At 44.2% G+C, this 13,203-nt stretch carries 15 protein-coding genes; 7 read left to right on the forward strand and 8 right to left on the reverse strand.

What is annotated here, in order from left to right:
- Nucleotides 1-56 precede the first annotated feature (56 nt).
- Nucleotides 57-500, forward strand: a complete 444-nt coding sequence (locus DYU05_RS08490) for a hypothetical protein (protein WP_117382516.1) — start codon at nucleotides 57-59, stop codon at nucleotides 498-500.
- A gap of 54 nt (nucleotides 501-554) precedes the next feature.
- Here the strand turns inward: DYU05_RS08490 and bshB1 are convergent, their stop codons facing one another.
- From bshB1 to DYU05_RS08505, 3 genes are read right to left on the reverse strand one after another with little or no spacing between them, the layout of a single operon-like run.
- Nucleotides 555-1,280: a bacillithiol biosynthesis deacetylase BshB1 gene (gene bshB1 / locus DYU05_RS08495; RefSeq protein ID WP_117382517.1), complete on the reverse strand. Its 726-nt coding sequence runs from the start codon at nucleotides 1,278-1,280 to the stop codon at nucleotides 555-557.
- Nucleotides 1,281-1,292: 12 nt separating this feature from the next.
- Nucleotides 1,293-1,790, reverse strand: coding sequence for a glutathione peroxidase (locus DYU05_RS08500; RefSeq protein ID WP_117382518.1), 498 nt, complete (start codon nucleotides 1,788-1,790; stop codon nucleotides 1,293-1,295).
- On the reverse strand, nucleotides 1,790-2,407 hold the full coding sequence (locus DYU05_RS08505; RefSeq protein WP_117382519.1) for a DUF4294 domain-containing protein: 618 nt from the start codon (nucleotides 2,405-2,407) through the stop codon (nucleotides 1,790-1,792). Before DYU05_RS08505 ends, DYU05_RS08500 begins: the two co-directional genes overlap by 1 nt.
- Nucleotides 2,408-2,516: 109 nt before the next feature.
- On the opposite strand from DYU05_RS08505, the gene DYU05_RS08510 reads away from it, so the two are divergent.
- From DYU05_RS08510 to DYU05_RS08530, 5 genes are all read left to right on the forward strand, one after another.
- Entirely contained in the window at nucleotides 2,517-4,739 is a 2,223-nt protein-coding gene (locus DYU05_RS08510; protein ID WP_117382520.1) for a RelA/SpoT family protein, read from the forward strand.
- A gap of 194 nt (nucleotides 4,740-4,933) precedes the next feature.
- Nucleotides 4,934-5,404, forward strand: a complete 471-nt coding sequence (locus DYU05_RS08515) for a Fur family transcriptional regulator (RefSeq protein ID WP_117382521.1) — start codon at nucleotides 4,934-4,936, stop codon at nucleotides 5,402-5,404.
- A 2-nt stretch (nucleotides 5,405-5,406) separates the two neighbouring features.
- Nucleotides 5,407-5,700, forward strand: a complete 294-nt coding sequence (locus DYU05_RS08520) for a DUF6922 domain-containing protein (protein WP_117382522.1) — start codon at nucleotides 5,407-5,409, stop codon at nucleotides 5,698-5,700.
- Entirely contained in the window at nucleotides 5,655-6,284 is a 630-nt protein-coding gene (locus DYU05_RS08525) for a nucleotidyl transferase AbiEii/AbiGii toxin family protein (RefSeq protein ID WP_117382523.1), read from the forward strand. The genes DYU05_RS08520 and DYU05_RS08525 overlap by 46 nt, the downstream gene beginning before the upstream one ends.
- The gene (locus tag DYU05_RS08530) at nucleotides 6,284-7,561 is read left to right on the forward strand and encodes an adenylosuccinate synthase (RefSeq protein ID WP_117382524.1); all 1,278 of its coding nucleotides are present in this window, start codon (nucleotides 6,284-6,286) and stop codon (nucleotides 7,559-7,561) included. The genes DYU05_RS08525 and DYU05_RS08530 overlap by 1 nt, the downstream gene beginning before the upstream one ends.
- Nucleotides 7,562-7,629: 68 nt before the next feature.
- On the opposite strand, the gene DYU05_RS08535 is transcribed toward DYU05_RS08530, so the two are convergent.
- The gene (locus DYU05_RS08535; RefSeq protein WP_117382525.1) at nucleotides 7,630-8,106 is read right to left on the reverse strand and encodes a CPBP family intramembrane glutamic endopeptidase; all 477 of its coding nucleotides are present in this window, start codon (nucleotides 8,104-8,106) and stop codon (nucleotides 7,630-7,632) included.
- 100 nt (nucleotides 8,107-8,206) lie between these two features.
- Between DYU05_RS08535 and DYU05_RS08540 the strand changes: the two genes are divergently transcribed.
- Nucleotides 8,207-9,472: an anthranilate synthase component I family protein gene (locus DYU05_RS08540; protein WP_117382526.1), complete on the forward strand. Its 1,266-nt coding sequence runs from the start codon at nucleotides 8,207-8,209 to the stop codon at nucleotides 9,470-9,472.
- A 293-nt stretch (nucleotides 9,473-9,765) separates the two neighbouring features.
- On the opposite strand, the gene DYU05_RS08545 is transcribed toward DYU05_RS08540, so the two are convergent.
- The 4 genes from DYU05_RS08545 to nadC form a co-directional block, all read right to left on the reverse strand.
- Entirely contained in the window at nucleotides 9,766-10,494 is a 729-nt protein-coding gene (locus tag DYU05_RS08545; RefSeq protein WP_117382527.1) for a YqjF family protein, read from the reverse strand.
- A gap of 337 nt (nucleotides 10,495-10,831) precedes the next feature.
- Nucleotides 10,832-11,638 carry a M48 family metallopeptidase gene (locus DYU05_RS08550; protein WP_117382528.1) on the reverse strand — a complete coding sequence of 269 codons (807 nt, stop codon included), beginning with the start codon at nucleotides 11,636-11,638 and terminating at the stop codon, nucleotides 10,832-10,834.
- Nucleotides 11,639-11,648: 10 nt separating this feature from the next.
- Nucleotides 11,649-12,296 carry a glycerol-3-phosphate 1-O-acyltransferase PlsY gene (gene plsY / locus DYU05_RS08555; RefSeq protein WP_117382529.1) on the reverse strand — a complete coding sequence of 216 codons (648 nt, stop codon included), beginning with the start codon at nucleotides 12,294-12,296 and terminating at the stop codon, nucleotides 11,649-11,651.
- 48 nt (nucleotides 12,297-12,344) lie between these two features.
- The gene (gene nadC, locus DYU05_RS08560; protein WP_117382530.1) at nucleotides 12,345-13,193 is read right to left on the reverse strand and encodes a carboxylating nicotinate-nucleotide diphosphorylase; all 849 of its coding nucleotides are present in this window, start codon (nucleotides 13,191-13,193) and stop codon (nucleotides 12,345-12,347) included.
- Nucleotides 13,194-13,203 lie beyond the last annotated feature (10 nt).

A 13,203-nucleotide genomic window follows, 5' to 3' on the forward strand; every position in this document is an offset into this window, starting at 1 on the left:
GATTAATACATTGAATCACATTAACTTATATTAAATATCAGGGGTTACATTTTAGGATGAGCAGACAAATTGAAAAATTAAAAAAACAGCTAGCGGAAATAGCCGAAGTTGTTAATTCTTTCCAGTCTGAAGCGGTGCAAGTTAGAGTTGTAGACAGGCTTTTAGACGAGATTATGGAGACAGAGCGGGTGGATACGGAAGGATCTGAAAATTTCAATAAGAGAGGCAGAAGAGCCGAATCGGAAAATGAAGAGCAGGGCACAACCGAACAAAGGCGTAAAAAGCCCGGTGCCACCAAAGTTTTAAACCAATTACTTTCTACCGATTACTTTAAAACACCGCATTCTATTTCTTCTATAGCAGAGTACTGCAAGCAGAAATTTGATTCGGATTTTAAAACATCAGAACTATCGGGCATTTTGCTGAAACTGGCAAAAGAAAACAAGCTGCGGCGGGAACGCAGCAACGAGAACAACCGCTTCGAATATGTAGGGGTTTAACAAATAAAGGCCGCTATTAAGCGGCCTTTATTTGTTATAATAAGTTGCTCAATACTACCTTAAACTAAATAGATCATCAACACCGAGGATCTTACGGGACGTAAAGCCTTCGCCGTATTTCACATTGATGCTTTTGCCAAATTCGCGTCCACGGCCTTTTACCTGGTCTATAAAGTCCGGTGAAGAAATGTAAGTTTGTGGTTCGTCCTCGTTATAATCTGGATTATGAAACTGTGAGCCATAAGCATAAACACTTTCAATTTTCTTGTCCCAATAATCGGTAACATCCACAATAATATCCGGCTTAATGTAGCGGTCCTGTATAAAGTGCAGCACCTGGGTTGGGCGCCATGGTTCTTGCTGCTGCCCATCCTCTACTGTCTCAATCCGGCGCAAGCCTGAAAGGAAGCACGCGGCTTCTACCAGCTCGTTTGCCCGGCCATGGTCGGGATGCCTGTCGTGGTAAGCGTTGGTGATAACAATTTCAGGCTGATATTTCCGAATAGCGGCAATAACCTTTAGCTGGTACTCTTTGGTGTTCTCAAAAAAGCCGTCCGGCAGGCAAAGGTTCTCCCTTACAGTAAGACCTAATATTTCTGCTGCTTTGGCAGCTTCCTGAGCGCGTATTTCTGCGGTACCACGGGTGCCAAGTTCGCCCTGGGTAAGATCTGCAATGCCAACTTTATGGCCAAGGGCTATATGCTTAAGAATGGTTCCTGCGCAGCCCAGTTCGGCATCATCAGGGTGTACCGGTAAAACAAGTATATCTAACTTTAACATAGGTAAATGCTCTTAAACAGCTGTTAACAATCGCTGTATTTTCTTTCTGATCTTTGAAGATGTAGGGTTTGTAAACGGGTAAAAGTAATCGGCAACCTGGCCATTACGGTCAATAAGGTATTTATGAAAGTTCCAGCGCGGAGATGAGCTAAGTACGCCGTTCTCCTTTTTGTCGCCCAGGAATTTATATAGCGGATCAGCATAAGGGCCGCGTACGCGTATTTTGTCAAACACGGGGAAGTTATTGCCATAGTTGCTGCAGAACTGCGCTATCGCCTGCCCTTCCAAAGGCTCCTGTCCGCCAAAATCATTTGAAGGGAATGCGAGTATCTCAAAATCCTTATCGGCAAATTCTGCTTTAAGCTTTACCAGGTCTTTTAACTGCGGGGTAAAACCACATTGTGATGCGGTATTTACAATCAGTAAAACTTTATTTTTATAGTCACTTAGGTTAACGGGCTCGCCATCTAACGCTTGCACGTTAAACCGGTAAATGCTTTTACTATCCATCAATTATAGCTCGGGTTATAATGGGCAGCCTCCAGGATAGATTCAATATCCCGCTGCTCTTCACGATCATAGGTCTCTTTCAAATCGTGGCCAAATATACGAGCTACAGACTGGAACACAAAAGCGTTAAAACCGCCCTTAAGCTCCTTAACCATGGCAAAACTGGTGTTGCCGGTTTCGCGGTTAATAAGCTTTATTAATATCTCGCCCTGATTTATGCTCAGGTCTTTTATCTCCTTGTTAAAAATGCCTTTAATCTCGGTTTCGCAAGCTTTCATCAGCTCTTTCTGCTTTTTACGGTCAGCCGTGAGAGCAAGGTCACGTTGCAACTGGCGGTAACGCTTACCAGCAAACTGCGCATATGGCAGCACCTTCATAACATTGTAACGCAGGCGGTAAAACTTGGCCCTGTCGGCAGCGCTGGCAAATATACGGGTATCAACAATGCGCACCTCGGGAGTTACTATCCAAGGCACCAACTCACCATCAAGCTTTGTCATGTATGTCTTAATGGTATCATTTTTGCCAAGTATAACAGGGGCAGCAGGCTTTTCGTCCTGAGCTTTCAGGATGCCCAATGAGCAACAAAACACAAGCAGAAAAGCTATTAATTTCATATATTTACTCTTGACACAAAATTAACGCATTTAAGTTGGTTATTTTATATTAACCCGCAATAAAAAATATTGTTACAAAGTTTTGATACTATAGCACATACGCTGATACATGAAAGACCTGGTGATTGATTTGGAAGCTGAGAAGAAGGAGATACTAAAACGCTACCGTACGCTGCTGCGCGCAAGTAAATCTACCCTGCAAAAGGGTGATAAGCGCATGATACGTAAAGCGTTTGACATGGCACTGGAGAGCCACAAAGACATGCGCCGTAAAAGCGGCGAACCTTATATATACCACCCCATTGCCGTGGCTCAAATTGCTGCCGAAGAAATTGGGTTGGGCACTACCTCTATTGTATGCGCGCTGCTGCATGATGTTGTGGAGGATACTGATGTTACCCTGGAGGATATTGAACTGGAATTTGGTAAAAAGGTTGCTAAAATTATTGACGGGCTCACCAAGATATCCGGGGTGTTTGATACCAACAGCTCGCTGCAGGCCGAGAACTTCCGTAAAATGCTGCTTACCCTGGCAGATGATGTTAGGGTAATATTAATAAAACTGGCTGACCGCCTGCACAATATGCGCACAATGGAGTTTATGCCGCGCGATAAGCAGCTTAAACTATCATCAGAAACGGTATACCTGTATGCCCCGCTTGCGCACAGGCTGGGTTTGTATGCCATTAAGTCAGAGTTGGAAGACCTTTCCATGAAATACATGGAGCGGGAAACCTACTCTTTCATCAAAAATAAACTAAACGAGAAAAAGGCTGAACGCGAGAAGTTCATCCGTGATTTTATTGAACCGGTAAAAAAGGTGGTAGCAGATCAGGATTTGCATGCTGATGTTTTTGGCAGGCCTAAATCCATTCACTCCATCTGGAATAAGATGAAAAAGAAATCGATACCCTTTGAAGAGGTATACGATCTTTTTGCCATCAGGATAATACTGGACAGCACGCCCGAAAATGAAAAAGCGGATTGCTGGAAAGCGTACTCCATTATCACCGACCTGTACAGGCCAAACCCCGATCGCTTGCGCGATTGGATATCATCGCCAAAGGCAAATGGTTACGAGAGTTTGCACACTACCGTTATGGGGCCGCGGGGCCAATGGGTAGAGGTACAGATACGCACCAAACGCATGAACGAGATTGCCGAAAAGGGCTTTGCTGCGCATTGGAAATACAAGGAATCGAGCACGGACAGCGGGCTTGACCAATGGGTACAAAAGGTACGCGATATGCTGAAGAACCCGGACTCTAACGCGCTGGACTTCCTGGATGATTTCAAGATGAACCTGTTTAGCGACGAGATCTTCATCTTTACGCCTAAGGGTGCTTTGATACAGTTACCGCTGAATGCCACCGCACTCGACTTTGCTTTTGAGATACATACAGATGTGGGCGCAAGCTGTATTGGCGCAAAGGTGAACCACAAACTGGTACCGCTGAGCTACAAGCTGCAAAACGGTGATCAGGTAGAGATCATTACCTCGGGCAAGCAAACGCCTAAGGAAGACTGGTTAAACTTTGTAGTAACCGCTAAGGCAAAAGCCAAAATAAAGTCTGCACTTAAGGAAGAAAAACGCCGCATTGCCGAAGATGGCAAAGAGATACTGGAGCGTAAGCTAAAATCGCTTAAGATCACCTATAACTCCGAGAACCTGCAAAAGCTTAGTTATTTTTTCAAGCTGCTATCAACCCAGGATCTGTTCTACAATGTAGCCAAGGGCTTGATAGACATGAAGGACCTGAAAGAGTACCAGGCTTCGGAAAAGATAATTGAGAACAAGCCGCAGGACAAAATGGAGGCCGAGCAGTTGCAGAGCCTTGTGCGCAATATAAAGGCAAAAGATACCGATGTCCTGCTTATTGGCGAGGACATGCAAAAGATAGATTATAAGCTGGCAAATTGCTGTAATCCTATCCCCGGCGATGATGTATTTGGCTTTGTTACTGTGAGCGACGGCATTAAGATACACCGCACTAACTGCCCTAACGCTGCCAAACTGATGGCCAATTATGGCTATCGTATAGTAAAAGCCCGCTGGACCAATCAGCAGGAATTGGCTTTCCTAACCGGGCTGCGCATTACCGGTATAGATGATGTTGGTTTAATAAACAAGCTTACCACTGTAATATCGCAGGATTTTAAAGTAAATATCCGCTCGATTACTGTTGACAGCGACAATGGCATTTTCGAAGGCTCGCTGATGCTTTATGTAAATGATACCAACCACCTGGACAACTTGATAAAGAACCTGAAGATGGTAAAAGGTATAACCGGCGTGACCCGCTTTGATTCGGTAGTGGAGAAAGCGTCATAGCTGCGAGAGGAAGGAGTTAAGAGTCAGGAATCAAGAGTCAAGACTAGGGAACCTTACCCTCTTGATTCTTGAATCTTCTATCCTGGATCTCCTATCTTGATTCTTGACTCTCTAAGTCTTGACTCTTCATTACAGCTCCAATCTTTTGTTTCTTGCCATTGAAAACCATACCTTTGACCTGTTAATTTAACATTATGCCTGTACAGGAAACCATCGCATTGGTAAAGAAGATTTTTGAGGCTTACCTCGAAAATAAGAGCCTGCGGAAAACTCCCGAGCGTTTTGCCATTCTTGAAGAGATATACTCCCGTAATGATCATTTTGATGTGGAATCGTTATACATCCACATGAAAAATAAAAAATACCGGGTGAGCCGCGCAACCGTGTACAATACACTGGAGTTGCTGGTATCGTGCGACCTGGTGACCAAGCATCAGTTTGGTAAAAATATGGCCCAGTTCGAGAAATCTTACGGGTATAAACAGCACGACCATATTATATGTATAGACTGCGGCAAGGTGGTTGAGTTTTGCGACCCCCGCATTCAGCAGATACAAAGCATGATGGGCGACATCCTTAAGTTTGATATTAAGCACCACTCTCTAAATTTATACGGTAACTGCACAAAGCTGCGTGATGGCTTTTGCGACAGAAAGGTATCGTAGTTATGGATAAACCGGCTTTGAGCAAACAGGCGTTTTGGGATGTTGATATGAACAATATCGATTACGAAAAGCATGCTGTCCATATAGTTGAGAAAGTTATTGAAAGAGGCAAAACAGAAGACTTTGATAATCTTCTGAAGTATTACGGATTTGATAAGGTTGCTAAGCTGGCTTTACAAGCAAACTGGCTTTCAGACATCAGTATAAATTTTTGTTGCACCTTATTTAAGGTACATCCTACAGATTTTAAATGTTACGAAAAGAAACGGTTGAACCAGCAACACTGGAGCTTCTAAAAAAACTTGTTTCTATACCCTCCATTAAGCAATTCAGATTGGTTGGCGGTACCGCACTCTCACTTTTTTACGGGCATCGCAGATCCATTGATTTGGATCTGTTTACAGACGCACCTTTCGAAAAGGAATATCTTGTAGAGGAACTTGAAGAGAACTTTCAGCATGTTCAAACCACCAATAATCGATCGAAATCAATTTACCAGTGCATTATAGAAAATGTTAAGGTTGACTTTGTGTCGTTAAAAGACTCATTCTTGTACCCTGCGGAAATTATTGACGGTATTCCCTTTGCCAATATAAAAGATCTAGCAGCCTTAAAACTAAATGCTGTGAAAGGACGCGGGGTGAAGAAAGATTTTTGGGACATTGCTAAGTTACTGGAGACTTTTACCCTGGCAGAACTTTTTCAATATTATCATGACAGATACCCTTATGATGATACCTTTGCAGTAATAAGATCAGTAATATATTTTACTGATGCCGAGGACTCTATTGAACCTGATTGTTTAGATGGAAGAACCTGGGAGGAAATAAAGGGAATAATTATAAAAGCATTTGACGAATACTACAAAAATAAAATTTAATGGCTGTTGACGTATTATTAGGCCTCCAGTGGGGCGACGAAGGTAAAGGTAAAATTGTTGACGTACTAAGCGCAGGTTACGACCTTATCGCCCGTTTCCAGGGCGGTCCCAATGCCGGGCACACGCTGGAGTTCGAAGGCAAAAAGTTTGTGTTGAATACCATTCCTTCAGGGATATTTTTTGATAACACCATTAACCTTATTGGTAATGGCGTGGTAATAGACCCTATTACACTTAAGAAAGAGCTTGACAAGTTAAAAGATGCAGGCCACGATCTATTGGCAAAAGGCAACCTGGTAATTGCTAAAAAAGCGCACCTGATATTGCCTACTCACCAGTTGCTTGACGCTGCTTCTGAAAAGAAAATGGGCGAAGGCAAGATCGGTTCTACCCTTAAGGGCATCGGTCCGACCTATATGGACAAAACTGGCCGTAATGGTTTGCGTATTGGCGACATCACCCTGCCCGACTTTAATGAGCGTTATCAAAAGCTGGTAGACAAGCACACGTCTATGCTGCAGTCGCTTTATGGCGAAGTAGCCGACTTCAGCGAACGCGAAGCAGCTTTCTTTGAAGCGATTGAACTGGTTAAACAGTTTAAGCTGGTAGATTCGGAGCACTTTGTAAACAACTACATCAAAGAAGGCAAGAAAGTACTGGCCGAAGGTGCACAGGGTGCCATGCTCGATATTGATTTTGGTTCATACCCGTTTGTTACATCATCAAATACCACTGCCGCCGGTGCCTGCACAGGTTTGGGTATTGCCCCTAGCCAGATAGGTGATGTAATAGGCATTTTTAAAGCTTATTGCACCCGTGTTGGTGGTGGCCCTTTCCCTACCGAATTAAACGACGAGACGGGCGAAGAACTCCGTCGGATAGGCCATGAGTTTGGCGCTACAACCGGTCGTCCGCGCCGTACCGGCTGGATTGACCTTCCTGCGCTTAAATATGCCATTATGCTGAACGGTGTTACCCAACTGGTAATGACCAAGGCGGACGTATTAAGCGGTTTTGAAAAAATATATGCCTGCACCCACTACGATTACCTGGGCGAGCAGATAGACTACATGCCGTACGACATTTGCTCTGTAGATGCACACCCGGTGCTTAAAGAAATTGACGGCTGGCATGAAGACCTTACCGGTATTACAGAGCTGGACCAGATACCTGCCAAACTACAGGCGTACATTGAGTACCTGGAGAAAGAAGTAGGTGTTCCAATTAAATGGTTATCTGTTGGGCCGGACAGGAAGCAAACTTTAGTGTTACACTAATATATTTTAAGCTCATATTAAAGGCCCCGTTGATCGGGGCCTTTTTGTTATCGTTCGATGCTGAACTATTAAACAAACAACGTCCCATACAAATTGTATAAACAATGCAGCAGAGCAACCCATACAAATGCTTTGTACTTATTTGCTTTACAATAAAGAAATAAGTAGTTCATAATAATCCCGGCAACAAACATCGCTACAACATAAAGAGGGTTGTATTGATGACCGAGCCCAAATAAAACGGCGGGTATAACAAGCTGTAAATAATAATTACGAACACCTACTTTGTTCAGGATATTAATAGCCCAGTACTGAAAGATCAAGGTTTCCAACAAAGGTGCAATAAGACATGCCAGAAACAATTGTTCGGGCAGACTTAAATTGTCAACAGGATTCCCTTCCAAACCGGGGAAGAAAGTCTCTTGAATATAGCTAAATAAATACCCGTTCAAAATAGAGGCCGCGAAGCAAAGAAAAAACGTTCGGGCAAACATTGCCTTGTGTGCAGTTGCCTGTTCTTTACCGTCAGCTATTTCATAGTCCATGTACTTAGCAATTGAACAGTAAAAATGCCTGTATTAATTTGGAAAACAAAAAGCTTAGTTTAACCTTTGCCAATCTTAATTATCTCCCAAAGGGCTGCCCGTGACTTTCACCAACAATCATCCGGAACTATTCAAACAACAAGCGCTTGCCTGGGCAGCTTCGTTTGACACGGCGTGTTATCTCGACAGCAACAACTTTACCGACCCGTACGGGAAATTTGATGTACTAATTGCGGTGGGTGCAAAAGCCGAGTTAATAATGAGTGCGGGAAACGCCTTTGATCAGCTTGAACTTTTTCAGCAACAGCATCCTGGCTTTGTTTTTGGTTTTTTTGGTTACGACTTAAAGAACGAGATAGAAAACGTAACATCAGCCAACGGTGACTACCTTGACTTTGCAGACCTGTACTTTTTTGTACCCGCAACGGTAATCACTATCAAAGGGGACACGGTTGAGGTAATCGGGAAAGAAATAGATTTCGATGTGCCCAAAGAGAGACTCGAACCCTCAAGAGATAATTCTCAGCTCGGCATTCAAATACAATCGCGGTTTACAAAAGAGGAATACGTTAAAAGCGTAAACAAAATTAAAGAACATATAACCCGTGGCGATATTTACGTAACCAACTTTTGCCAAGAGTTCTTTGCAGAACAGGCCGAGTTAGATCCGCTGGAGACCTTTAATAAACTTAACAGCATATCGCCTACTCCCTTCTCCTCTTTTATGAAGTGGAATGGCAATTACATTATGTGTGCATCGCCCGAACGTTTCCTGGCAAAACGCGGTAGTAAACTGATATCTCAACCCATTAAAGGCACGGCACCGCGCAACGCTGATCCCACAATAGATAAAAATAACATTGACAAACTCCGCAGCCATCCGAAAGAACTACAGGAGAATGTAATGGTGGTAGACATGGTACGTAACGATCTTACCCGCTCGGCTAAACGAGGCACGGTAACAACGGCAGAGCTCTTCGGTATACAAAGCTTTAAGCAGGTACATCAAATGGTTTCTACCATAACCTGCGAAATACGGGAAGATGTCTCGTCTGTACAGGCCATCAGGAACACCTTTCCCATGGGCAGCATGACGGGCGCGCCCAAGGTAAGCGCCATGCAGTTAATGGAACAATTTGAGCGCAGTAAACGCGGCGTGTACTCAGGCGCTTTAGGCTACTTTAGCCCGGATGGCGACTTCGATTTTAACGTGGTAATACGTACCCTGCTTTATAACTCAGCTAAAAAGTACCTGTCGTTCCATGTTGGCAGCGCTATTACCTTCCACGCAGATGCTGAAAAAGAATATGAGGAATGCCTGTTAAAAGCAAAAGCAATCCTGGAAGTACTTGGAGTGAGTTCTTGATTGCCACGCTCGCAAACACGTGCAGCTTGACAAACCTAACGATAACATAATCAATCCGGCCTCGGTAACGCACGGGTAGTACAGGCATTGAACAAGCACTTACTTCAAAAGTGCGGAACCAAGCCGGGAGTTTTCTTTGGTTACTTTCTTTTGCGGAAAAAGAAAGTAACAACCACAAGCTAAATAACTACCCCTTACTTTCCTCATAAGAACAAATGCTTGCAATCAGCGCGTTACTTTCTATCAATGATAGCACCGGTAGCGCTTGCAATTACACTTAGCAATACATAACACTACTCCACCACCAACTTATCCCCTATCCTTACCGCTATCTCTGATCCATTTGCCCAAAAAGCAGAGAATGGTTTAACACTTAAGTATGGTACAAAGGCTTCTCCATAAAGTTCAGCAATGTCGGCTTCAAAAACATAGTCACGTACCTCGGCAATTTGCCAGGCAACATGCTCTACCTGGTACTGCATGGTCTTACGATCATTAAGGCGATTATAGCCCCAGTAGTGTTCAAATATAAACTCCTCGGCGCTGCCGGGTTCAATTTTAGCGAGGCTGTTGCGTACCGTAGCACCTATCTTATTCCAGCGGCCTTTTAGTTTCCACTCATACAAAAATTGGGTATGATTAGCACCGTCTTTGGTGACAGAGTGCCGCATGGGCATTGCGCGGTAATGTTCTTTATACAGGTTATTGGCAATAAACACAATAACGGGTTTAGGCACTATCTCGCTTACAAAAACGGCTCCGCGCTTCCACTCCTTTCCATCAAAGTGCCTCACGTAAAAACGCAGGTTCACCTCCTCAAAGTTCACATGAAACGGCCACTTAACGCCAAGCACTTTGGTTTCGTTAAACATAAACCCTACCATGCTCACCAGCGCTTTACCTTGCCATAAATCAAGTTCGGTAGCAGCGGGCAAATAGGGCTTCAAAATTTCGGGATCAATCTCGTAATTAAGCATTACCAGGTTGCGCCATTCGGCAGTAAGAAAGCGGCGTTTGTTCATTTGTTGTTGAACACAAAGTAATCAATTTAGTTCGCTATGCTTAAGATGTTCTTAAGTGCTACACACCGTATGTCGAGCCAGACAAACAGAAGAAAACCATAAAATGCGGCCTCAGAACAGGCGGGTATCACAGACTTTAAAATAATGCTGACTTAAACAGCCTGTTGTGCAGCCGCGAGTTTTCTTTGGTTACTTTCTTTTGCGGAAAAAGAAAGTAACAATCACAGGCAAAACATGAAATCGCAGAAACTATCTTATCAGCACTAACTCCTAACAACCACATAGCAAAAAGGCCGCAAAGTCATCAACTTTGCGGCCTTCAAATATCTTTAAGCGACTATCGTCTCTTGTAGTATTTCATCGCTTCCGGAATCAAATTCTGGATATTTGCAATACGCGTAGCGTCTGAAGGGTGAGTGCTCAGGAACGGCGGCGGTGTACCACCTTTGTTTTGAGCCTGCATGCGCTGCCAGAACAATACAGCCTGGTGAGGGTCATACCCAGCCATTGCCATAAAGGTAAGGCCTAAACGGTCGGCTTCTGACTCCTGGCTGCGAGAGTAGTGTAGTAAAGCTAACTGCCCGCCTACGCCATAAAGCTGGCCTATAATTGCCTGCGAAGTTTGCGATTGACCGCCGGCTGCTGCGCCAATAGCAGCACCGCCGGTTTGAAGCGCAAGTTCCTGCGACATACGCTCGGCAGAGTGGCGTGCAATTGCGTGGCCGATTTCGTGACCCATTACAGTAGCCAGGCCTGCATCGTTTGCTGTTACCGGCAATATACCGCTGTATACAGCAACCTTACCGCCGGGCATACACCATGCGTTTATTTCGGCACTTTGGATAAGGTTAAACTCCCACTGGAAGTTGTACTTGCCGGCATAGCCGTTTGAATTAAGATAACTTTCGATAGATGACGCCAGCTGGCTGCCAATACGTTTAACGCGTTGCGCGTCTGTACCAGATGCAATCACCTTTGTTTTTGGATCGGAAAGCAGTTGTCTGTAGCTGCTTGCAGCAGCAGTGTTGATCTGATCATCACCTACAAGCGACAGTTGAGAGCGGCCGGTAAGCGGAACGGTGGAACAAGCGTAGATAGCCGAGGCCAGAACCACGCCTAACAGCAAAGGTTTTAGTTTTTTCATTGGTGAGTCTTTAGGCAGTTTTCTTTTTAAATAAGTTTACTTTAGACTCTTTACCTTTTAATAGGCGCTCTATATTTTTCTGATGGGTTACTAATATCAGCACACATATGCACATGCCATATATTATGACCGATTTTATATACACCGGGAAAATGAAAGTTACACCGATGGGATAAGTAAAACCCGCCATAATTGATGCCAGCGATACATATTTGGTTATCAGCAGCACCACCAGGAAAACAAGCACACAAAGTAAAGATGCCTGCAGGTTTATAGCTAATATCATTCCAAAAAGCGTAGCCACTCCTTTTCCGCCTCTAAAACCAGCGAAAATTGGGAACAGGTGGCCCATTACTGCCGCAACGCCAAGTGCCAGCGCGTAGTTAGTAAAAGCTATGGAATGATAAGCGCCCGTTGTAGAGACACCAATGATGTAGGCAAGGTTAGTGGCTGTCCACCCTTTTAAAATATCCAGCAGCATTACGGGTATGCCCGCCTTTTTGCCAAGCACTCTAAAGGTATTGGTAGCACCTGCGTTGCCGCTGCCATATTCCCTTACATCAATGTTGTAAAATGCCTGGCCTATCCAAACCGCGGTTGGTATAGACCCGAAGAGATATGCAAGAATGAGCGCTAAAATAGACGAGATTGATAGCATCTGCCTGCAATATTATTAAATAGATGTAATATACCGCAATATATTCAATTATAATTTAACGGCCTTTAAACTCAGATCGAGGCTTTTCACCGAGTGCGTAAGCGCGCCAACAGATACATAATCCACACCGCAATTGGCGTAATCTTTTATGTTCTCCTCGGTTATGCCGCCGGATGCCTCGGTTGTATAACGGCCTTCTATCATCCCTACAGCCTGCCGCAGGTTATCAAAACTAAAGTTGTCCAGCATAATACGGTTTACGTTACCGGTTTGCAGTACTTCTTCCAGTTCTTCCAGGTTACGCACTTCTATTTCAATAGCCAGCTTTTTTCCGGTCTCTTTTAGATAGTTGTTAGCGTTCTCTATTGCCTGCCGTATCCCGCCCGAGTAATCAACATGGTTGTCTTTGATGAGTATCATGTCATACAGGCCAATGCGATGGTTGACCCCTCCGCCAATACGTACGGCCCACTTTTCCAGGTAACGCATACCGGGCGTAGTTTTTCGGGTATCTAAAACCTTGGTGTTGGTGCCTTCCAGCAGGTCTGTAATCTCGCGTGTTTTGGTTGCAATACCGCTCATGCGCTGCATGCAGTTAAGCACCAGCCGCTCAGCCTTTAGTATGCTTTGAGCATCCCCTTCAACAGTAAAGGCAATATCTTTGGGTTTTACTTCGGCACCGTCATTAAGCAGTACATCTACTTGCAGATTGGGGTCTACCTCTTCAAATATTGCCAGGGCAAGTTCTACCCCTGCAAGTACGCCGGTATCTTTTACTAAAAGTTTTGCTTTGCCTTTTGTGCCTGCCTCAATGGTAGCTAAAGATGTATGGTCGCCATCGCCTACATCTTCACTTAGAGCTTTTACTATAAACTGGTGGATAAGTTGTTTGTCCAAACCTTCTGAT

This window comes from Mucilaginibacter terrenus, assembly GCF_003432065.1.
Classification (GTDB): Bacteria; Bacteroidota; Bacteroidia; order Sphingobacteriales; family Sphingobacteriaceae; genus Mucilaginibacter; species Mucilaginibacter terrenus.

What these genes read in the sequence shown, in the direction of transcription:
- DYU05_RS08490 (WP_117382516.1), top strand. Translation starts at nt 57, where the DNA reads ATGAGCAGACAAATTGAAAAATTAAAAAAACAGCTAGCGGAAATAGCC.
- bshB1 (WP_117382517.1), bottom strand. Translation starts at nt 1,280, where the DNA reads ATGTTAAAGTTAGATATACTTGTTTTACCGGTACACCCTGATGATGCC.
- DYU05_RS08500 (WP_117382518.1), bottom strand. Translation starts at nt 1,790, where the DNA reads ATGGATAGTAAAAGCATTTACCGGTTTAACGTGCAAGCGTTAGATGGC.
- DYU05_RS08505 (WP_117382519.1), bottom strand. Translation starts at nt 2,407, where the DNA reads ATGAAATTAATAGCTTTTCTGCTTGTGTTTTGTTGCTCATTGGGCATC.
- DYU05_RS08510 (WP_117382520.1), top strand. Translation starts at nt 2,517, where the DNA reads ATGAAAGACCTGGTGATTGATTTGGAAGCTGAGAAGAAGGAGATACTA.
- DYU05_RS08515 (WP_117382521.1), top strand. Translation starts at nt 4,934, where the DNA reads ATGCCTGTACAGGAAACCATCGCATTGGTAAAGAAGATTTTTGAGGCT.
- DYU05_RS08520 (WP_117382522.1), top strand. Translation starts at nt 5,407, where the DNA reads ATGGATAAACCGGCTTTGAGCAAACAGGCGTTTTGGGATGTTGATATG.
- DYU05_RS08525 (WP_117382523.1), top strand. Translation starts at nt 5,655, where the DNA reads ATGTTACGAAAAGAAACGGTTGAACCAGCAACACTGGAGCTTCTAAAA.
- DYU05_RS08530 (WP_117382524.1), top strand. Translation starts at nt 6,284, where the DNA reads ATGGCTGTTGACGTATTATTAGGCCTCCAGTGGGGCGACGAAGGTAAA.
- DYU05_RS08535 (WP_117382525.1), bottom strand. Translation starts at nt 8,106, where the DNA reads ATGGACTATGAAATAGCTGACGGTAAAGAACAGGCAACTGCACACAAG.
- DYU05_RS08545 (WP_117382527.1), bottom strand. Translation starts at nt 10,494, where the DNA reads ATGAACAAACGCCGCTTTCTTACTGCCGAATGGCGCAACCTGGTAATG.
- DYU05_RS08550 (WP_117382528.1), bottom strand. Translation starts at nt 11,638, where the DNA reads ATGAAAAAACTAAAACCTTTGCTGTTAGGCGTGGTTCTGGCCTCGGCT.
- plsY (WP_117382529.1), bottom strand. Translation starts at nt 12,296, where the DNA reads ATGCTATCAATCTCGTCTATTTTAGCGCTCATTCTTGCATATCTCTTC.